This is a genomic window from Cryobacterium sp. TMT1-2-1 (assembly GCF_004403955.1).
GTDB classification, from domain to species: domain Bacteria; phylum Actinomycetota; class Actinomycetes; order Actinomycetales; family Microbacteriaceae; genus Cryobacterium; species Cryobacterium psychrotolerans.
Genome location: NZ_SOHC01000020.1, coordinates 154,747 through 173,571, shown reverse-complemented (window position 1 = coordinate 173,571; position 18,825 = coordinate 154,747). Strand labels below are relative to the sequence as shown.

Here is an 18,825-nt window from a genome sequence, read left to right as displayed (position 1 = left end):
CGCCGAACTGTGAGTTTGGCACCTTCCCGGGCCGGCAAAGTCAAGCGGTCTAGGCAACGCGGGTGGTTTCAGCTGCCTTGAGCAGCTGGTTCAGCCGGGTGGCTGGGGTGTCGAGGTCGAGGGTCGGTCGGGGACGCCGGTTGAGGGTCGCAGCGACTCGGCGGAGATCGTCGGCGCTGTGGGCTGAGAGGTTCGAGCCCTTCTCGAACCAGAACCGCAGGAGCCGGTTGGTGTTCTCGTTGCTGCCGCGCTGCCAGGGCGAGCGCGGGTCGCAGAAGAAGAGTTTCGTGTCCAGGGCGACCTGGATGCGGGCGTAGTCGGCGAGCTCGGTGCCGCGGTCCCAGGTGATGGAGCGCCGCAGGTGACCCGGGAGGTCGCCCATCTCGCGGATCATCGCGGCAGCGACCGTTTCCGCAGTGTGATCGCCGTCCAGATGGAGCAGGATCACAAACCGCGTCGAGCGCTCGACGAGGGTGCCGATAGCGGTCCCATCACAACCAATGATGAGGTCCCCTTCCCAATGCCCCGGGACGGCCCGGTCCGCCACCTCGGCCGGCCGGTCACTGATCTTGAACGCGTCCTTGTAGGGGCTGTTCTCCTTGCGGTCCCGCGTCTGTGGAACACGCTTCTTGCGCCGCAGGCTGAGTTTCTCAGCCAGATCCGCCCGCAGTTCTCCGCGGGTTTGGACATACAGCGCCTGGTAGATCGTCTCGTGGCTCACCTGCATAGTCTGATCCTCTGGGCAGTAGCGTGCCAACATTCTCGAGATCAGTTTCGGGCTCCACCCGTCATCCATCCAGACCGCGATCAGCCCGCAAAGCGCCTCGTTGTCGACCAGTTTCAACGGCTTCGGCCGGCGCGTTCTGTCCTCGGCTTTATCGTGCGCCGCCGATGCGTAGTACAGCCCGTCCGGGCCCTTGTTGCGGTGGACCTCCCGCCAGACCACGGACTTGTTCCGGCCGAGCGCCTTCCCGATATCGGCATACGTCATCCCGTTCCGATGACCGATCTGGATCATCCCCCGCTCGAATTTGGTCAACGACCGATACCGCCGAGGGACCCCACCCTGCTCGACGGCGGGCCACTCGTCCGGGACGTGCTCCGAGGCATCAGGAGCGATCTTGAGGCGTGACCGGGCATGTCGAAGAGGCATTCCGACAGACTCCCGCCACCACACCGTCGCCGTGTTGACCGACGCGCCCACACTGGCGCCCGCTTCTCGCAAACCCACCCCCGCGCACACCAAGTCAACGAACTCATCACGAGCAGCCTGCGGAAACAACTTGACCATAAAACGCTCCATCAATCAGAGCGTTGCTTTGACCCTATGACTTTGCCGCCCCACGAAGGTGCCAAACTCACAGTTCGGCGGATCGGGATGGAGCGGAAAAGGCGGGCGGGGGTCAGCGGACGGGGGTCAGCGGGCGGAAGGGCTAGCGGGTGGGGAAGTCGCGGGCCGGAGAGCCGATGTAGAGCTGCTGCGGGCGGCCGATCTTCGTCGCCGGGTCTTCGTTCATCTCGCGCCAGTGTGCCACCCAGCCGGGCAGCCGGCCGATGGCGAACAGCACCGTGAACATCCGGGTCGGGAAGCCCATCGCCTTGTAGATGACGCCGGTGTAGAAGTCGACGTTGGGGTAGAGCTTGCGCTCCTGGAAGTAGTCGTCGTTCAGCGCGATGTGCTCGAGTTCCTGGGCGATGTCGAGCAGGTCGTCCTTGACGCCGAGGGCGGCGAGCACCTCGTGGGCGCTCTCCTTGACCAGCGTCGCGCGCGGGTCGTAGTTCTTGTACACCCGGTGGCCGAAGCCCATCAGGCGCACGCCGTGCTCCTTGTTCTTCACCCGTTCGACGTACTTCTCGACGCCTTCGCCCGAGGACTGGATCTCGCCGAGCATCTTGAGGACGGCCTCGTTCGCGCCGCCGTGCAGCGGGCCGAAGAGGGCGTTGATCCCGGCGGACACCGACGCGAACAGGTTCGCCTCGGTCGACCCGACCAGGCGAACGGTGGAGGTGGAGGCGTTCTGCTCGTGGTCCTCGTGCAGCATCAGCAGGCGTTCGAGCGCCCGGCTCACGACGGGGTTGACCTCGTACGGCTCGGCCAGCGTGCCGAAGTTGAGTTTGAGGAAGTTGTCGACGAAGCTCAGCGAGTTGTCCGGGTAGAGGAAGGCCTGGCCGATGCTCTTCTTGTGCGCGTACGCGGCCATCACCGGCAGCTTGGCGAGCAGGCGGATTGTCGAGATCTCGACCTGGGCCGGATCCTTCGGGCTGAGCGAGTCCTGGTAGTACGTCGACAGCGCCGAGACGCCGGACGAGAGCACCGACATGGGGTGCGCGTTCGTGGGCAGCGCGTCGAAGAAGCGGCGCAGGTCCTCGTGCAGCAGCGTGTGGCGGCGGATGCGGGTGTCGAACTCCTCGAGTTCGCTCGCGCTGGGCAGCTCGCCGTAGATGAGCAGCCACGCGGTCTCGAGGAAGCTCGACTTCTGGGCGATCTGCTCGATCGGGTAGCCGCGGTAGCGCAGGATCCCCTTCTCACCATCGATGAACGTGATCGCCGAGCGGGTGGACGCCGTGTTGACGAAGCCCGAGTCGATCGTCGTGAGGCCCGTTTGCCGGGTCAGGGTGGAGATATCGATACTGCCGGCGCCGTCGGTGCTCTCCAGGATCGGGAACTCCGCGCTCCCGCCGGGGAAGGTGAGGGTGGCCATCTTCGGCTCGCCGGATGGGGTGCGTGCGACGTCGCTCACGGCGCCTCCTTGAAGTATGGCAGCGAGAAGATCGCTGCCTGATGGTCTGTGGCGGTCCGCCGCAGAGCACTGGTGCATGGCAACGTCAACCGCATACAGCCTAATCGTCCGTGCCGCCTACTGTCGCATCCGCCAAAGCTCCGGCGGATTCGATGGCGGTAATGCACAACGTCAGGAACGGAGCCGATCGGCGGCTGCCGCGATCCGTTCGTCGGTGGCGGTGAGCGAGAAGCGCACGTGCCTCGGGTAGAAGTCGCCGTAGAACGGCCCGGGGCCGGCCAGGATGCCGAGGTCGGCCAGACGGCCGATGGATTCCCACGCGTCGACGCCCTCGGTGGCCCAGAGGTAGAGGCCGGCCTCGCTGTGGTCGATCCGGAAGCCCGCGTCGCGCAGGGCCGGCAGCAGCACGGCCCGGCGCGCCCGGTAGCGTTCCCTCTGCACGGCCACGTGCGCGTCGTCAGCGAGCGCGGCGGCCATGGCCGCCTGCAACGGGGCGGGGAGCATGAGCCCGGCATGCTTGCGCACGGTCAGGAGGCGGGCCAGCACGCCGCCGCACCCCGCCACGAAGGCTCCGCGGTAGCCGGCCATGTTGGACTGCTTGCTCAGCGAGTAGATCGCCAGCACATTGTGACGGTTGTCCCCGATCACCCGAGGGTCGAGGATGCTCGGGATCCGCTCTGTCGCCCACGCTGCGTCCCAGCCGAGCTCGGCGTAGCACTCGTCGCTGACGATGACGGCGTCGATTTCGCGCGCCCGGGCGACGGCGGCTGTGAGCTCCGGGACCCCGAGGACGCGCCCGTCGGGGTTGCCGGGGCTGTTCAGCCAGATCAGTTTCGTCGTGGCCGGCCACTCCGCCGGGTCGTCGGAGGCCAGGGCCGAGGCTCCGGCCATGGCCGCGCCGATCGCGTAGGTCGGGTAGGCGGCCCGGGGGTGCACCACGGTGTCGCCCTCGCCGAGCCCGAGCATGAACGGGAGCAGGGCGACGAGCTCCTTCGAGCCGATCGTGGGCAGCACGTTCTTCTCGGCCAGGCCGGTGACGCCGCGGCGCCGCTCATACCAGGCGATGATCGCGCGCTGCAGCTCGGGGGTGCCGGCCGTCTGGGGGTACGAGTGGGCGTCGGTGGCGCCGGCGAGGGCCTGCCGGATGACGTCGGGCGTGGCATCCACCGGCGACCCGATCGAGAGGTCGACGATGCCGCCCTCATGAGCGCGCGCCCGTGCGGCAAACGGGACCATCTGGTCCCACGGGTAGTCGGGGAGCGGTTTCAGCACGCGAGGACTAGTGCGTGACCTGCGGAGGAAGCACCGCGATGACGGGGTGGTCCTTGGGGATGACACCGATCTTCGCCGCGCCGCCCGGAGAACCGATGTCGTTGAAGAACTCCACGTTGGCCTTGTAATACTCGGACCATTTGTCGGGCAGGTCGTCTTCGTAGTAGATGGCTTCGACCGGGCAGACCGGTTCGCAGGCACCGCAGTCGACACATTCGTCCGGGTGGATGTAGAGCGAGCGTTCGCCCTCGTAGATGCAATCGACCGGGCATTCATCGACGCAGGCGCGGTCTTTCACGTCAACGCAGGGTAAGGCAATGACGTAGGTCACAGTGGGCGGATTCCCTTCAGGAGCCGGATATCCAGTCTAGGCCGGTTCGGCGCGTGCGCGACCGTTCAGCGTTTGGCCGGGAGATGGGGCCAGGCGAGCACGAACGTCGCCACGAGGGCGGGCACGATGCTCCAGAGCGTTCCGGGCAGGCCCGCCGGGACGAGCACCGAACCGCCCGTGCTCCGCAGCGACAGCAGGAAGATCGTGCCGAGCATCCCGATGGCGCAGGAAAACACGACCATCCGGTCGCCGAACACGAGCCGCAGCCCGACCAGGAGCGCGGACACGGCGAGCAGGGCGAGGATCAGTCCGATCGGGATCGTCACCGGCCCGAGCACGAAGACGCCCTGGTGGGCGATCGTGCCCAGCAGTCCGAACGCCGCGCCGAGGAGCAGGGCGATCGCTGCGGCGACCAGGCGGGCGCCCCGGGAGGGCGGGATGTCCCGGACCTCGCGGGCATCGGGCTCGTGGCGGAGAAACGTCTCCGTGCCGGTCACGGCGAGCAACGAGCCATCCGGCAGCTCGGCGGCACCGTCGGTGACCGTCCACCGGTCCGGGTAGGCGGCGAGCGCGCCGCGCTTGCGTTCCAGCATGTCGCTGACATCGATGGCGACCAGGCGCGCGCCGGCCCCCTGCGTCACCCGGCGGGCGAGGAAGACGGGCACGCCCATCGCCTCGGCGGCCCGAGTCGCGGACTCCCGCAGCCCCTCGTCGGTGGAGCCGATCGCCACCGCGGTGGCGCGGGCCTCGGCGAGGGCCCGGCGGAGGGCGTCCTCCCGCCCGGCGAATGCCGCGGGCAGCGTCTGCCACTCGGTCACCCCGAGCTCGGCCAGCCCCGCACGGGCGGCATCCGACTCCCCCGGCAGCATGGCGCCGAACAGCACCACGACGGGTGCGCCGTCGGAGCGGAGCCGGGCGATTGTGCCGCCGGTCGCCAGCGCTTCGTCGCCGGGGCGGTCGTGCACGAAGACCACGCGTTCCTCGCTGCCGGACATGACCATCGGGACCCCACTGCTTTCGTGCGCGTGTGACGGGCCAAGCGCCCTCGTGCAAAAGCATAACTGGACAGCATCCGGCGGCCCCGGTTAGAGTGATCAGGAAGTAAGGTTAGCCTTACCAACCTCGGCCGAACCGGCCGCGGGAATCACGCCGCCGGCCGACCCGACGGAACAAACCAGGAAGACCCGTGCTCGCAAACTATCTGATCGGCCTGCGCGAAGGTCTCGAAGCCGCCCTCATCGTCACGATCCTGATCGCGTACATCGTCAAGATCGACCGGCGCGACGTGCTGGCCCGCATCTGGCTGGGCGTGGGCCTCGCCGTGCTTCTGGCCCTCGGCATCGGCGCCGTCCTCACCTTCGGAACCGTCGGCCTGTCCTTCGCGGCCCAGGAGACCATCGGCGGCGTGCTGTCGATCGTCGCCACCGGCCTGGTCACCTGGATGGTGTTCTGGATGCTCCGCACCGCCCGTGACCTCAAGGGCCATCTGCAGGGCAGCATCGACCGCCATCTCCTGGGAACCGGGCTGGGCCTCGTGCTGGTCGCCTTCCTCGCCGTGGGCCGGGAGGGCATCGAGACGGCCCTGTTCATCTGGGCCGCCGTGCAGGCGACCGGCGAAACCACACTCCCCCTGCTCGGCGCCGGGCTCGGCATCCTCACCGCGGTCGCCCTCGGCGCTCTGATCTACGCGGGGATGCTGCGGATCAACCTGGCGAAGTTCTTCGCCTGGACCGGCGGCATCCTGATCGTTGTCGCCGCGGGCGTGCTCTCCTACGGCGTGCACGACCTGCAGGAGGCGGGCATCCTGCCGGGCCTGCACAGCCTCGCCTTCGATGTGAGCGCCGCCATCCCGCCCGACAGCTGGTACGGCACCCTGCTCAAGGGCACGCTGAACTTCTCCCCCGCCACCACGTGGCTCGAGCTTGCGGCCTGGCTGGCCTATCTCGTGCCGACGATGACCCTGTTCATCCTGAAGAGCCGGCAGGGCCGGCCACGCCCGGCCGCAGCCCGCCCGGATGGCGCCGGTCGCGCCGTCGTCGCCGCCCGCTGAACCCTCTCTTTCCCGGCTACCAAAGGACTCCCATGCGCTCCCGCCTCGCCCTGCCCGCCGCTGTCTGTTCCGCCGTGCTCCTGGCCCTCACCGGCTGCGTCGCGAACGAGAGCGGCCCGGATGCCACCCACGCCACGCTGACCGTCGACAGCAGCGCCTCCGAGTGCGCGGTGTCGGCGGCCGAGGCCCCGGCCGGCACGGTGCGTTTCCGAGTGACGAACTCCGGCGACAAGGTCACCGAGTTCTACCTGCTCGGCCACGACGGCCTGAGGATCGTCGGCGAGGCCGAGAACATCGGCCCGGGCCTCAGCCGCGACCTGGTCGTGGAACTCGAGCCCGGTAAATACTTCACGGCCTGCAAGCCGGGCATGACCGGCGACGGCGTCGGCAAGGCGCCCTTCACCGTGACGGAATCGGGCGCTGCCGGCGAGGTCGACGCCGACCTCGCCGCGCGGATCGAAACGGCCAACTCCGGGTACGCCGGCTACGTCCGGAACGAGGTAGCCGAGCTCGCCACCGGCACCGACGCCTTCGCCGCCGCGTATGTCGCCGGGGACGACGACCTCGCGCGCAGCCTCTACGCGCCGACCCGCGCCCACTGGGAACGCGTGGAAACCATCGCCGAGTCCTTCGGCGACCTCGACCCGAAGCTCGACCTGCGCGAAGCCGACCTCGAGGAAGGCCAGGAGTGGACCGGCTGGCACGCCATCGAGAAGGACCTCTGGCCCGCCGAAGCCGAGGCCGGCTTCCGGGCCTACGGCGACGAGAAGCGCGCGCACCTGGCGAAGCTGCTCGTCTCCGACACGCAGACCCTCAAGGGCGAGGTGGCGGACCTGAGCTTCACCCTGTCCCAGCAGACGAACGGCGCGATCGGGCTGCTCGAGGAGGTCGCCTCCGGCAAGGTCACCGGCGAAGAGGAGTTCTGGTCGCACACCGACCTCTGGGACTTCCAGGCCAACGTCGACGGCGCGAAGGTGCTCTACGCGGGAGTGCGCGACATCCTGCTGGAGAAGGACCGGAAGCTCGCGCGGCAGCTCGACACGGAGTTCGCCGCTCTCCAGGCGCTCCTCGACGAGCACCGGGTCGGTGACGGCTTCGCGGCGTACACCGAGCTCTCCGCCGCCGACATCCGCGCCCTCGCCGACCAGGTCAACGCGCTCGGCGAGCCGCTCAACCGGCTCACCGCGGCACTCGTCATCTCGTGACCGACGCNCCCTGCTCGACGGCGGGCCACTCGTCCGGGACGTGCTCCGAGGCATCAGGAGCGATCTTGAGGCGTGACCGGGCATGTCGAAGAGGCATTCCGACAGACTGCCGCCACCACACCGTCGCCGTGTTGACCGACGCGCCCACACTGGCGCCCGCTTCTCGCAAACCCACCCCCGCGCACACCAAGTCAACGAACTCATCACGAGCAGCCTGCGGAAACAACTTGACCATAAAACGCTCCACCAATCAGAGCGTTGCTTTGACCCTATGACTTTGCCGCCCAACGAAGGTGCCGAACTCACTGTTCGGCGACGGATCGGGGGACGCTTCGGCGAGGGCGGCGAGGGTGAGGGTCAGCTCCGGCCGAGACGGCGACGGAGCAGGTCGATCCGCTTCTGCAGCTGGGTGACGCTGGCCTGGGCGACGGCCGGGCCGCCGCACTCGCGGCGAAGTTCGGCGTGCACCATGCCGTGCGGCTCGTCGGCCATCTTCGACCACATGCCCACCAGGCTCGCCAGCAGCGTGCGCTGCTCCTTGAGCGTGCGGTAGAGCGGCGGCGGCTCTTCCGGGGCGATCTCGCCGGTGACGGGGTCCTTCCGCCGGTCGGTGGAGCGCCTGGACTGCCGGTGCTGCCGCTGGCGCAGCAGCTCGGAGACCTGCTCGGGCTCCAGCAGCCCGGGGATGCCGATGAAATCGAATTCCTCGTCGGTGCCGGGTTCGGCCAGCGCGCCGAACTCGTCGCCGTTGAACATGACCATGTCGAAGGTCGCCTGGGAGTCGATGGCCTGCCAGGTGAACTCCTCGCCGAGGTCGTCCGAGGCCTGCTCCTGCGTGTTGGCCGCGGCCACCATGGCGTCTTCGGGGTTGAACATCCCGTCATCGCCGTCGTCGCGGTTGCTGCGGTCGAGGGCGTGGTCCCGCTCCAGTTCGAGGGCGTTGGCCAGGCTCAGCAGGCCGGGAACGTTCGGCAGGAAGATCGACGCGGTCTCGCCGCGGCGCCGGGCGCGCACGAACCGGCCGATCGCCTGCGCGAAGAACAGCGGGGTGGAGGCACTGGTCGCGTAGACCCCCACGGCCAGGCGCGGAACGTCGACGCCCTCGGACACCATCCGCACCGCGACCATCCAGCGGCTGGTGTTGTGCGAGAACTCGTCGATCCGGTCGCTCGACTCCTTCTCGTCGGAGAGCACGACCGTCACCTTCTCGCCGGAGATCTCCTCGAGGGTGGCCGCGTATGCCCGCGCGGTGGTCTGGTCGGTCGCGATGACGAGCCCGCCGGCATCCGGGATGCCGTGCCGCACCTCGGTGAGGCGGATGTCGGCCGCCCGGAGCACGGCCGGGATCCACTGCCCGGTGGGCTCGAGCGCCGTGCGCCAGGCCTGGGAGGTGATGTCCTTGGTGTTGCCCTCGCCGAGTTTGGCCTCCATCTCGTCGCCGGCCCGCGTGCGCCACTTCATGTGCCCGGCGTAGACCATGAACATCACCGGGCGCACGACACCGTCTTCGAGGGCGCGCCCGTAGCCGTAGTTGTAATCGCTCTGGGACAGCCGGATGCCGTGCTTGTCGGGCAGATAGCTCACGAACGGGATCGGTGAGGTGTCCGACCGGAACGGAGTACCGGTCAGCGACAGGCGCCGCGTCGCCGGTTCGAACGCCTCGCGGATGGCGTCGCCCCAGCTGAGAGCGTCACCGCCGTGGTGCACCTCGTCGAGGATCACGAGCGTGCGGCTGGACTGGGTCAGTTCCCGGTGCAGGGCGGCCCGACTCGCCACCTGCGCGTAGGTCACGGCAACGCCGTGGTAGTGGTTGCCGTACCGCCCGTTCGCGTTCTTGAACATGGGGTCCAGCCGGATCCCGGCGCGGGCCGCGGCGTCGGCCCACTGGCGCTTGAGGTGCTCGGTCGGGGCGACCACGGTGATCCGGTCGATCACCCGCCGGGCACGCAGCTCCGCGGCCAGCCGCAGGGCGAACGTGGTCTTGCCGGCGCCCGGTGTGGCCGCGGCGAGGAAGTCACGGGGCTCGTGCAGGAAGTACGCCTCGAGGGCCTCCGCCTGCCAGGCGCGGAGTTTGCTGGCCGTACCCCACGCAGCGCGTTCCGGAAATGAGGGCGACAGGTGCTCGGCTGCACTCGTTCCCTGCGCAGGACCGAAAACAGGTGGAGTATTCACTTCATAAGAACCTATCAAGTCGGACCGACACTTTCGCACGGAAGGGAAACCCGAGCCATGTCCCAGCAGCAGCATCCCTGGTCGCGCTACGTGGCTCTCGGTGACTCCTTCACGGAAGGCATCGGCGACCCGGAGCCGGCCAGTCCCGGCGGGCACCGGGGCTGGGCCGACCGGGTGGCCGAGGTCCTCCGTCAGGGCACAGACGACCTCGCCTACGCGAATCTCGCCGTGCGTGGGAAGCTGATCAGGGAAATCGTCGCCGAACAGGTCGAGCCCGCCCTCGCCCTGCGACCGGACCTCGTCACCCTGTCGGCCGGCGGCAACGACGTGATCCGCCTGGGCACCGACCCGGACCTCATCGCCGCGCGGTGCGAGCTGGCGGTACGGCGCCTCACCAGGGACGGCGCGCAGGTCGTGCTGTTCACCGGGGTCGACGTCGGCTTCTCCCCCGTGCTCCGGCACCTGCGGGGGAAGGTGGCCATCTACACCGAGAACATGCGTGCGATCGCGGCCCGGTACGACTGCGTCGTCGCCGACCTCTGGGGACTCACCGAGATCCGGGATGTGCGGATGTGGGCGCCGGACCGGTTGCACCTGAACGCGCTCGGCCACCACACGGTCGCGCGCATGGTGCTTTCCTCCCTCAACGTGCCCAACGCGCTGGAGCCGCAGCGGCCGGAGCCGATGCCGGGCACCACCTGGCGCCGGGCCAGGACGGAAGACCTCGCCTGGGCGCGGGAATACCTCGTCCCGTGGGTGCTCCGGCGGGTGCGGCACCAGTCATCGGGCGACCACGTGCTGCCCAAACGTCCCGAAGCGGCGCCGTTCGGCCGGCTCCAGCCGTGACCTGACCTCCCAATCCCCCCTGACCCGAACTGCCCCTCGGCGTTCGACGCCGGTGCGGCATGGATCGACTCTGATGAAGCGTCACGGTTGCCTGGTAGGAAGGGGCGATGTCGCACGCACATCTGTGGAACTCTGCATATCCGGATGCGCCAGCAAGGGTGCCTGACCGGTAGGTTCGAGCGCATGCGATTCGATCTACATCAGACATCGGCATTAGTGCTGGCTGGGGTGATCGTGCTCTGTTCCAGCGGCTGCGGCAGCACCCCTGAATCCGAGCGTTGACTCTCAGGCTCAAACGTCGACCTCAAAGCCAAAGCCAAAGCCAACGCCAACGCCAACGCCATCAACGTCTCCGACGGCGGAGGCGAGCCAGAACGATTCCGCCGGGATGAGCTGATTCGAGCGGCAGCTTCCACTTTCCGGGCGTTTCGTGTCTCAATGGACCGAGACAGTCGGGTCCATCGAGATCGCAGGTCGCAGCGATGGCACGGTCTGGGCGACCCTCACCGATTTCAGCACGGGAGTCTCTCCGAACTTGAAGCTCTTCCTCAATGAAGGTGAGCTGGTCAAGAACCCTGATGGTGCCTGGACGACCGATGGCGGCGAGCACAACAGGAATCGGCGGCGGGTATGATCCCGTAACCAACCGCGTCCTGATGCAGGTCTCTCCCGAATACAGCTCAGCATCCACCCTCATCGCCGCCATCGAGAACCTGAACGATCCCCGCCTCACGCTCCAAGTCCTCGAGTCTGTGGTGCCCGAAGAGGACGTGGCCGAGAGTCGCATGGACGACGCGGCGCCTGGGAAAGCCGGCGCAGACATCTAGAACTCCTGTGCACCACGGTGCACCCTTGGATGGGCTTGGAGATGATGCTCGGGAAGTTGAAGCTGAACCGCAGGTTCGCAATCGAGGCGGCCACGGCGCCTCAGCGCCCTTCGCTGCCTAGCGCAATTCGGTCAGCGATATCGGAAACGTCATCAAGGCGCCCGGAAGCAACATCCATGATGAATCCGTAGGCATCATCATTGGACCATGTCAACCGTCGTCCGTTCATACCGAGGAAGGCGATTAGCGCAGCGAGACTCAGCCGCTTGTTACCGTCAATCAAGCCGTGATTGCGGGCCAAGGAATGCGTCAGCGCCGCGGCCTTCTCATTGAGACTCCCGTAGGCGTCCCTTCCGAACGCGCTCGCGCGCGGACGGGCCAGCGCCGACTCAAGCAATCCCTGGTCCCGGACCGGCATGTCTCCCCCGAGGGCTCGCTGCCCGACGTAGAGGAGATCCGTGTAGGTGAGATAGATCACTTTCCGAGACGTTCAAGCGCTTCGGCGTAGCGCGGGAGCTCCTCGTCAAGGACACTGCTCAGGAGGTCCTGGCGACTGTGGTTCTCGACGTATTCACGCACCGCCTGCTTGGCGACGTCCTGCATGGACCGTCTCTCGTATTCGGCTCGGCGACGCAGGGCGTCCGCCTCAGCATCAGTCAAGCGAAGGGTCATGGGCATGGACACATGGTATCACCAGTGACACCGTTGTCCGTAGGGTCCGATGCGGGTTCCCCTTGAGGATGAGGACGCTCATTGACGTCAGCTTGCGGTTAGCGCGTCGAGATTTGCGAGCGGCACGACACCTTTGGCTCTCATTGCCAGCCCGGGGTCGACTGTGACCAGGGCGTCGGCCTGAAGCTCGGTGACGGCGAGGTATTCCGCGTCGTACGTTGTCTCCCAACCCTGCTCGCGTGCGATCCTCCAAGCAGTCCGGTGTGACACCCGGTCACCGAGCAACCTAATCTTTAGTTCGGTCAGGCGGCGGTGGTGCTGAAGTGCCAGATCCTCGGTGAGGTCACCGTTGAGTACTGCCTCGAATAGCAGCGATAGCGCCTGCGAGCGGATGAGGTTCGGGGCGACGATCTGATGCTCGGGGCTGGGCTGGATGCCATTAGCGACGATGTGCAGGAGCGTAGGCGCGTCGATCACGTAACGGGTCATGTCGGAACTTTACGCGGGAAAACAGGCAGCCGACGAAGGTCAGCGGCCACCAATGGCGCAACAGGAGCGCCCCGGCCTGCGAGAGGGCCGCCGACACGCCCTGCACCGCCAGCGAGGTGCCGGTGCGAGCAGGGTTGCGGCTGCGGCCGAGCTGCGCGTGATCCGCGCGGCGGCGACGAGCGAGATCGCGGATCCAGGGGGTCGGCCAGGCCCAGTTCGAGCAGCCGGTCGGCGAGCAGGACGCCGATACGGCCCGCACTCCCACGGATGCCAGGCGGGGCATGAGCCTGGAGAGGGGAGCCCGGTTGCCCGCAACGGCACGGGACAGGTCGACGGCCGCCGGGGCGAGGTGGAGCACGCGGTGCTCATCGGCAAGCTGGTGGCGGACTTCATCCGCCGGGGCGCGGGGTCCGCGCCGCGCGCCTAACCGTCGGCGTTCAACTCGCCGGGATGCGAGAAACGCCAGGCCGGTCCCGGGTCGCTGATCGTGCGGTCGAGCACGAGCGGCACGCTGACGGTCTTGTCGCCGACCAGGAACTCGACGGCGCCGACGGTGTCCTTTTTGCCGCCGAGGGTGAGCGCGCGAGCGGTCGCGGCGCCGGATATCGGCGTGTCCGACCAGACCAGGGCGGATGCCGCCCGGGAGGCGACGGCGCTGCTCTCCTGGCCCCAGGCGGTGGCGTAGGTGCCGTAGGCCGTGCCCTTCTCGGTCAGCGTGACCTCACGGAACCCGGCCTTCGCGGTGGTGATCAGGTCGGCGACGGCCCGGTTCACGTCTGTGTGGTTGGCGCCGCCGAGCACGACGCCGACCAGGGTCACCGTGCGGCCGCCGACCTTCAGGTCGGTGGAGAAGAGCAGGCAGGCGCCGGCCTCGTCGGTCGTGCCCGTCTTGATCCCGTCGACACCGAAGCGGCCGAGCAGTTTGTTCGTGTTCTTGACGGCGCCGATGACGGGGAGTTTTGCGCTCGGCTCTGCCACGATCCCGGCCAGCGCCGGGTGGGCGACGGCCAGCTTGCCGATCTTGACGAGGTCGGCCGGGGTGCTCCGGCTGGACGTCGACAGGCCGCTCGTGTCGGCCACCGCCGTGTCGTCCAGGCCGTTCTTCGCCAGCCAGTCCTGTGCGGCGGCCAGGTAGGCGTCGAGGGAGCCGTAGGCCCAGACGGCGAGGGAGAGGGCGTAGTTGTTGGCCGACGGCAGCATCGTGGCCTCGAGGGCCTGGCGCTCGCTGAGGACCATGCCGGCAACGACTGGGGCGACCGAGCCGTTCTCGGCCATGACGTCATAGTAGATCTCCACGTCGGCGTCGGTGAAGGTGATGTCCGGGCCGGGCTCGTTGCCGGTGAGCGGCTTGGCGTCGAGCACGACGAGCGCGGTCACGGTCTTCGTGACGCTGGCGATCGGCATGGATTCCGTGGCGCCGGAGGATCCCAGGACCCCGGGGAAGCCGACGGCTCCGAAGGCGCTCGAACCGAAGCCGGGCCAGTCGGGCTGCGCGGCGGCCTGGGTCAGCGCGGCGGGCTGGGTGAGCGCGGCGGCTTCCTCGGGCACGGGGGCAAACCCGGTGGTGGCGAGGTACCCGACAAGCGTCAGGACAACGGCCAGAGCGCCGAAGAAGGCGATCCGGCGCCGGCGGAAGATCTGGCGTCGGGTCAGCGGCATTATGCGATTCTATCGTTCGCCGCCTGCTACCCGCGCAGCGCCCACAGGGCAACGGCGCTGGCGGAGGCGACATTGAGCGAATCCACCCCGTGCAGCATCGGGATCGTGACGACGGTGTCCGCCGCGGCGAGGGCCCTGGTGCTCAGCCCGTCGCCCTCGGTGCCGAGGATGAGGGCGAGGCGCTCCGGCGGCGCGGCAGCGAAGCGGTCGAGGGTCACGGCGTCGTCGGCCAGCGCCAGCGCGGCGAGGTGGAATCCCGCGTTCCGGAGCAGCGGCGCGGCCTCGTCCCATTCCGGCAGCCGGGTCCACGGCACCTGGAGCACGGTGCCCATGCTGACCCGCACGCTCCGGCGGTAGAGCGGGTCGGCGCAGCGCGGCGTGATCAGCACGGCGTCGGCGCCGAGCCCCGCGACGGCCCGGAAGATGGCTCCCACGTTCGTGTGGTCGACGATGTCCTCGAGGATCACGATGCGCCGGGCATCCCGGATCAGCTCGGCCGCCGGGGCAAGCGCGGGCCGGTGCATGGCGGCCAGGGCGCCCCGGTGCAGGTTGTACCCGGTCAGCTTCTCCAGCAGGTACGGCGCGCCGACGTAGACGGGCACATCGGGCCAGTCGGCCAGGAGCGGAGCCACGTCGGGCAGCCACTGTTCCTGCACGAGCAGGGAGCGCGGACGGTGGCCGGCGGCGAGGGCGCGGGTGATGACCTTGCTCGACTCGGCGATGTACAGTCCGCCGGCCGGTTCGGAGACCCGGCGCAGCGCGACATCCGTCAGCCGTGAGTAGTCGGCCAGGCCGGGCAGGTCGAGGTCTGCAATGGGAACGATCCGCACGGTACTGCCTTCTGTTCGAGGTGGTGTCCCATCCAGACTGCCAGCTTCGCGTAACAAAGTCGTAAAGCGGCGAGTTTAGACTCGGTACAGGCGAGGATGGAGCACCATGAGCATCGAGACCCTGCAGGCCGCGGCTGTGGCCGAGGAGGCGCTCGACGCCGTGTCCGAGATCCTGCGCGGGCGCCTCGTGGCGGTGCTCACTGGCGCCGGCCTGAGCACGGATTCCGGCATCCCCGACTACCGCGGGAACGGCGCCCCGAAACGCTCCCCGATGACCTTCCAGACCTTTGTCGGCGATGAGCGGGCGCGGAAGCGCTACTGGGCCGGCAGTCACCTGGGCTGGCGACGCTTCCGGGCCGCCGAACCGAACCTGGGCCACCGCTCGCTCGTGCGGCTCGAGGCGAGCGGCATCATCTCGGGCGTCATCACCCAGAACGTCGACGGCCTGCACACCCGGGCGGGGTCGCGCCATGTCGTGGACCTGCACGGATCGATGGACCGGGTCGTCTGCCTGTCCTGCGGCCAGGCGTTCGGACGCGACAGCGTCGCGGCACGGCTCGAAGCGGCCAACCCCGAGCTCGGCTCGCCCGAGGCCGTCCGCATCAATCCGGACGGCGACGCGGAGGTGTCGGACATCGACGGATTCTCCGTCCCGGCCTGCACCGTGTGCGGCGGGATGCTGAAACCGAACGTGGTGTTCTTCGGCGAACTCGTGCCCACCGAGAGGTTCACCGAGGCCTCCGCTCTCGTGCAAGCCGCCGACGCGCTCATCGTGGCGGGCTCGTCCCTGGCCGTGAATTCGGGCATCCGGCTGCTCGAGCAGGCGAGGCGACGCAGGCTTCCGATCGTGGTGATCAATCGCGGCGTCACCAAGGGCGACGGCCGCGCGCTGGTTAAGCTGGAGGCGGGAACCTCGGAGGCGCTCGCCGGGCTGGCGGCCCGTCTCGCCTGACTAAGGGCCCGACCGTGACCAACGACATCAAGGACGGCATCCTGACCATGACCCGGATTTCGATCGTGCGCCACGGCCAGACCGAGTGGAACCTGCACCGGCGCATCCAGGGCAGCACGGATATCCCGCTCAACTCGGCCGGACGCGCCCAGGCCGCCGAGGCGGGCATCCTTCTGCGGGAGAGGCGCTGGGACGTGGTTGTGGCCAGCCCCCTGATGCGGGCGCACGAGACCGCTCGCATCATCGCCGGTGAACTCGACCTGCCGAGCCCGGAGATCGTTGCCGAGCTCACGGAGCGCCACCACGGAGAGATCGAAGGGCTCACCTTCACCGAGCGCCAGGCGCGGTTCCCCGACGGCGTGCTCGTTCCGGGCCTCGAGTCGCGCCAGGACGTGCTGGACCGGGTGCTGCCCTCGCTGGCCCGGGTCGCGGCGACCCACGCCGGCAAATCGGTGCTCGCGGTCAGCCACGGCGGCATCATCGGCACGCTGATCCGCCACACAACGGGCGGGGAGCGCCCCCGGCACGACGAACTGATTGCCAACGGCTCTGTGCACGACTTCGTCTGGGAGGACGGCGAACTCGTGCTCGTCCACTTCGACGCCTCGGTTCGCTCGCCGGGCGAGATCTTCCCCGTTATCCGCTGACCGCAGCCGGACGCGCCGCTAGGACGTGCGGGGCTGCGTGTCCTCGAGCACCTCGAGCAGCTTCCGGGCCGACTCCCGCCAGGTGAACCTGGCCGCCTGGCGGCTCGACTCCTTCGACCTGGCCGCCCACTCCCCCGGACGTTCCAGCTGCGCCAGGGCATCCATCAGCGCGTCGGCGCTGTTCGGGTCGAAGTAGAGCGCCGCGTCACCGCCGATTTCCCGGAAGATCGGGATGTCGCTGACGACGACCGGGATGCCGAGGCTCATGGCCTCGACCAGTGGGATGCCGAAGCCCTCGTCGAGCGAGGCCGTGACGAGCGCGGTGGCGGAGCGGAGCACCGAGAAGTACTCCTCGTCGCTCGCGCCGTCGTGGAAGACGAGTGTCGCCTGCGGGGCAAGCCCGGACAGCCGGGCACGCTCGGCCGGGCTCACCCGGCTCATCAGGTGCAGCTCGTGCCCGGGCAGGCCCGCGACGGCACGCACGAGCGTGTCGACGTTCTTGTACGGCATGAACGAACCCATGTAGACGAGGCGCGCGCTCTCCGGGGCGCTGCGGTCGACGGGCGGCCCGGGAACGGCATCCGCGGCATTGTGGATCACGGTCACCGGCCGGTCGGTCAGCCGGTGTTCGGCGATGAGGGCCCTGGTCGTCTCCGAGACGGTGACCACGCCGTCGGCTCGGTTGAGCAGCATCCGCTGCGGCCACCAGGACAGGTGGTACAGCCGCCAGAGCAGCCGGATCGGCCACGTGAAGTCACGCGGCGGGGTGCGGTTGCGGTAGTAGATCAGGTCGTGCACGGTGAGCAGCAGGCGGTATTTGCGGCCCCACGAGCCCATTGTCTGCATGGGGCTGAACACGACGTCGGGGCGGAGACCGTTGACCGTGAGCGCGACGAACGGCTCTCGGATGCTGGTCGGCGAGCTGACGAGTTGCCAGGGCAGGTCAGGCAGCATGGCCAGCTGGCGATGGTCGCTGATCAGCATCGTGACCGGGTGCAGCCTGCCGAGTTCGGTGACGAGGCCCGCGGTGTAACGGCTGACACCGTCGTGACGGTCCAGGCGGGTGTAGCGGCAGTCGAACGCGATCCTCATGCGGGCCTCGCCTCGAACAGGAAGCCGCGCAGTTCGTCGGCGGCGTTGACGGGCATTTCGTAGTGGATGAGATGACCGACGTTCGGGATGACGTGGAGGGCTGCATCCGGGAACAGCTTCTGCAGCCGGTGCTGGGCCGCGACGGGGGTGATGTCGTCCTTCTCGGCCGCGATGAGCAGGGTGCGCTCCGGGATCTTCGACGCGAATTCGCTCACGTCGCTGCTCACCGAGGCCGTGAAGGCCTCCAGCACGACCCTGCGGTCGGCGAACGCCGAGAAGTACCGGTCGTGCTGGTCGTGGATCCAGCGGCGCAGTTCGCGGTCCTGCGTCTTGGCCATGGTCACGCTCATCACCCGCACGATCACGCGATTGCGCAGCAGGGCGAAACCGAGCCGCTCAGGCAGCCTGGCGGCGGCCCAGTAGTAGAAGACCGCCAGCCGGGTCAGGATGCCGCGAGGCCCGGACAGCGCCGGGGAGGCGATCGGGTTCACCAGGACGACGTCGTCGGCGGGCAAGCCGTCGGCCAGGGCGGCGGCCGCGACGATGGAACCGAAGGAGTGGCCGAGGATCACGACCCGGCCGGTCGGCGCCAGGGCGGCCAGGAAGTCCCGGAGCCACCGTGAGTAACCGGCGATGTCGTGTCGCAGGCCGTGCAGGGGCTCGGACTCGCCGAATCCGGGCAGGTCGGGCGAGATGATCCGGAATCCAGAGAGTTGGGCGACGACGGGCTCGAGGCCGTGGTGGTCGCCGCGGAAACCGTGCACCATCAGAATCGTCGTCGGGGCAGCGGGGTCGCCATACTCCCAGTACCGCGTCTTGCTGCCCAGCACCGACAGCGTGTGGGAGCGCGTGGGAATGCGAGCCAGGGATTCGTCGTAGGGCGAAGGAACGATCATCAGCCCAAGTTTAGGCGGGAGTGTGGCGCCGAACTGGACAGATGCCGTGTCGCTCAACCTAGACTCGTGACGTCCCCCTGCACCCCACGACTCCCCCCGCACATCAAGACGGCCACACAGCCCCTGACGCGGGCCGGAAGGAAC

At 68.5% G+C, this 18,825-nt stretch carries 19 protein-coding genes; 6 read left to right on the top strand and 13 right to left on the bottom strand.

Translation table 11 applies throughout. From position 1 onward, the window contains the following. Positions 1 to 49: 49 nt before the first annotated feature. From E3T33_RS03225 to E3T33_RS03205, 5 genes are all read right to left on the bottom strand, one after another. Complete coding sequence (locus E3T33_RS03225; protein ID WP_134574724.1) at positions 50 to 1,291, bottom strand: IS30 family transposase; 1,242 nt, start codon at positions 1,289 to 1,291, stop codon at positions 50 to 52. Positions 1,292 to 1,433: 142 nt separating this feature from the next. Beyond that, positions 1,434 to 2,702: a citrate synthase gene (locus E3T33_RS03220; RefSeq protein WP_092321352.1), complete on the bottom strand. Its 1,269-nt coding sequence runs from the start codon at positions 2,700 to 2,702 to the stop codon at positions 1,434 to 1,436. 210 nt (positions 2,703 to 2,912) lie between these two features. Then, a complete protein-coding gene (dapC, locus tag E3T33_RS03215) occupies positions 2,913 to 4,013 on the bottom strand; it encodes a succinyldiaminopimelate transaminase (protein WP_277870622.1) in 1,101 nt (366 codons plus the stop codon). A gap of 7 nt (positions 4,014 to 4,020) precedes the next feature. Continuing rightward, positions 4,021 to 4,344: a ferredoxin gene (fdxA, locus tag E3T33_RS15375; protein WP_092321306.1), complete on the bottom strand. Its 324-nt coding sequence runs from the start codon at positions 4,342 to 4,344 to the stop codon at positions 4,021 to 4,023. A gap of 65 nt (positions 4,345 to 4,409) precedes the next feature. Then, positions 4,410 to 5,345: a hypothetical protein gene (locus E3T33_RS03205; protein WP_134574723.1), complete on the bottom strand. Its 936-nt coding sequence runs from the start codon at positions 5,343 to 5,345 to the stop codon at positions 4,410 to 4,412. Positions 5,346 to 5,530: 185 nt separating this feature from the next. Between E3T33_RS03205 and efeU the strand changes: the two genes are divergently transcribed. Together efeU and efeO are read left to right on the top strand one after the other, a co-directional pair. Next, complete coding sequence (efeU, locus tag E3T33_RS03200) at positions 5,531 to 6,394, top strand: iron uptake transporter permease EfeU (protein ID WP_134574722.1); 864 nt, start codon at positions 5,531 to 5,533, stop codon at positions 6,392 to 6,394. Positions 6,395 to 6,426: 32 nt separating this feature from the next. Next, entirely contained in the window at positions 6,427 to 7,599 is a 1,173-nt protein-coding gene (gene efeO, locus E3T33_RS03195) for an iron uptake system protein EfeO (RefSeq protein ID WP_134574721.1), read from the top strand. 357 nt (positions 7,600 to 7,956) lie between these two features. Here the strand turns inward: efeO and E3T33_RS03190 are convergent, their stop codons facing one another. Next, positions 7,957 to 9,771, bottom strand: coding sequence for a DEAD/DEAH box helicase (locus tag E3T33_RS03190; RefSeq protein ID WP_241982807.1), 1,815 nt, complete (start codon positions 9,769 to 9,771; stop codon positions 7,957 to 7,959). Positions 9,772 to 9,828: 57 nt separating this feature from the next. On the opposite strand from E3T33_RS03190, the gene E3T33_RS03185 reads away from it, so the two are divergent. Together E3T33_RS03185 and E3T33_RS03180 are read left to right on the top strand one after the other, a co-directional pair. Beyond that, the gene (locus E3T33_RS03185; RefSeq protein ID WP_134574719.1) at positions 9,829 to 10,617 is read left to right on the top strand and encodes an SGNH/GDSL hydrolase family protein; all 789 of its coding nucleotides are present in this window, start codon (positions 9,829 to 9,831) and stop codon (positions 10,615 to 10,617) included. Between the two features lie 551 nt (positions 10,618 to 11,168). Further along, the gene (locus E3T33_RS03180; RefSeq protein WP_134574718.1) at positions 11,169 to 11,444 is read left to right on the top strand and encodes a hypothetical protein; all 276 of its coding nucleotides are present in this window, start codon (positions 11,169 to 11,171) and stop codon (positions 11,442 to 11,444) included. Positions 11,445 to 11,544: 100 nt separating this feature from the next. On the opposite strand, the gene E3T33_RS03175 is transcribed toward E3T33_RS03180, so the two are convergent. The 5 genes from E3T33_RS03175 to E3T33_RS03150 all read right to left on the bottom strand — a co-directional run bounded on the left by E3T33_RS03175 (position 11,545) and on the right by E3T33_RS03150 (position 15,094). Continuing rightward, a complete protein-coding gene (locus tag E3T33_RS03175; protein ID WP_092321944.1) occupies positions 11,545 to 11,922 on the bottom strand; it encodes a type II toxin-antitoxin system death-on-curing family toxin in 378 nt (125 codons plus the stop codon). Continuing rightward, positions 11,919 to 12,122: a ribbon-helix-helix protein, CopG family gene (locus E3T33_RS03170; protein ID WP_174775338.1), complete on the bottom strand. Its 204-nt coding sequence runs from the start codon at positions 12,120 to 12,122 to the stop codon at positions 11,919 to 11,921. Before E3T33_RS03170 ends, E3T33_RS03175 begins: the two co-directional genes overlap by 4 nt. An 81-nt stretch (positions 12,123 to 12,203) precedes the next feature. After that, entirely contained in the window at positions 12,204 to 12,605 is a 402-nt protein-coding gene (locus E3T33_RS03165; protein ID WP_092321945.1) for a type II toxin-antitoxin system VapC family toxin, read from the bottom strand. Positions 12,606 to 13,028: 423 nt separating this feature from the next. Beyond that, positions 13,029 to 14,264 carry a D-alanyl-D-alanine carboxypeptidase gene (locus E3T33_RS03155; protein ID WP_241982806.1) on the bottom strand — a complete coding sequence of 412 codons (1,236 nt, stop codon included), beginning with the start codon at positions 14,262 to 14,264 and terminating at the stop codon, positions 13,029 to 13,031. A 26-nt stretch (positions 14,265 to 14,290) separates the two neighbouring features. Continuing rightward, positions 14,291 to 15,094, bottom strand: a complete 804-nt coding sequence (locus E3T33_RS03150; protein WP_092321947.1) for an RNA methyltransferase — start codon at positions 15,092 to 15,094, stop codon at positions 14,291 to 14,293. Positions 15,095 to 15,200: 106 nt separating this feature from the next. Here E3T33_RS03150 and E3T33_RS03145 point away from each other — a divergent pair, with 106 nt between their 5' ends. Both E3T33_RS03145 and E3T33_RS03140 read left to right on the top strand, forming a co-directional pair. Beyond that, complete coding sequence (locus tag E3T33_RS03145) at positions 15,201 to 16,046, top strand: NAD-dependent protein deacetylase (RefSeq protein WP_092321948.1); 846 nt, start codon at positions 15,201 to 15,203, stop codon at positions 16,044 to 16,046. A 14-nt stretch (positions 16,047 to 16,060) separates the two neighbouring features. After that, positions 16,061 to 16,693 (top strand): histidine phosphatase family protein, encoded by a 633-nt coding sequence (locus E3T33_RS03140; protein WP_241977098.1) that lies wholly within the window; start codon positions 16,061 to 16,063, stop codon positions 16,691 to 16,693. A gap of 18 nt (positions 16,694 to 16,711) precedes the next feature. On the opposite strand, the gene E3T33_RS03135 is transcribed toward E3T33_RS03140, so the two are convergent. After that, positions 16,712 to 17,785: a glycosyltransferase family 1 protein gene (locus tag E3T33_RS03135; protein WP_134574716.1), complete on the bottom strand. Its 1,074-nt coding sequence runs from the start codon at positions 17,783 to 17,785 to the stop codon at positions 16,712 to 16,714. Further along, positions 17,782 to 18,681 carry an alpha/beta hydrolase gene (locus tag E3T33_RS03130; protein WP_092321951.1) on the bottom strand — a complete coding sequence of 300 codons (900 nt, stop codon included), beginning with the start codon at positions 18,679 to 18,681 and terminating at the stop codon, positions 17,782 to 17,784. The genes E3T33_RS03135 and E3T33_RS03130 overlap by 4 nt, the downstream gene beginning before the upstream one ends. Positions 18,682 to 18,825 lie beyond the last annotated feature (144 nt).

Coding starts and splice junctions, on each gene's coding strand:
- E3T33_RS03180 (WP_134574718.1), top strand. CDS start 11,169: ATGAAGGTGAGCTGGTCAAGAACCCTGATGGTGCCTGGACGACCGATG.
- E3T33_RS03145 (WP_092321948.1), top strand. CDS start 15,201: ATGAGCATCGAGACCCTGCAGGCCGCGGCTGTGGCCGAGGAGGCGCTC.
- E3T33_RS03130 (WP_092321951.1), bottom strand. CDS start 18,681: ATGATCGTTCCTTCGCCCTACGACGAATCCCTGGCTCGCATTCCCACG.
- E3T33_RS03220 (WP_092321352.1), bottom strand. CDS start 2,702: ATGGCCACCCTCACCTTCCCCGGCGGGAGCGCGGAGTTCCCGATCCTG.
- E3T33_RS03185 (WP_134574719.1), top strand. CDS start 9,829: ATGTCCCAGCAGCAGCATCCCTGGTCGCGCTACGTGGCTCTCGGTGAC.
- E3T33_RS03155 (WP_241982806.1), bottom strand. CDS start 14,264: ATGCCGCTGACCCGACGCCAGATCTTCCGCCGGCGCCGGATCGCCTTC.
- E3T33_RS03135 (WP_134574716.1), bottom strand. CDS start 17,785: ATGAGGATCGCGTTCGACTGCCGCTACACCCGCCTGGACCGTCACGAC.
- E3T33_RS03170 (WP_174775338.1), bottom strand. CDS start 12,122: ATGCCCATGACCCTTCGCTTGACTGATGCTGAGGCGGACGCCCTGCGT.
- E3T33_RS03165 (WP_092321945.1), bottom strand. CDS start 12,605: ATGACCCGTTACGTGATCGACGCGCCTACGCTCCTGCACATCGTCGCT.
- E3T33_RS03205 (WP_134574723.1), bottom strand. CDS start 5,345: ATGGTCATGTCCGGCAGCGAGGAACGCGTGGTCTTCGTGCACGACCGC.
- efeO (WP_134574721.1), top strand. CDS start 6,427: ATGCGCTCCCGCCTCGCCCTGCCCGCCGCTGTCTGTTCCGCCGTGCTC.
- E3T33_RS03225 (WP_134574724.1), bottom strand. CDS start 1,291: ATGGTCAAGTTGTTTCCGCAGGCTGCTCGTGATGAGTTCGTTGACTTG.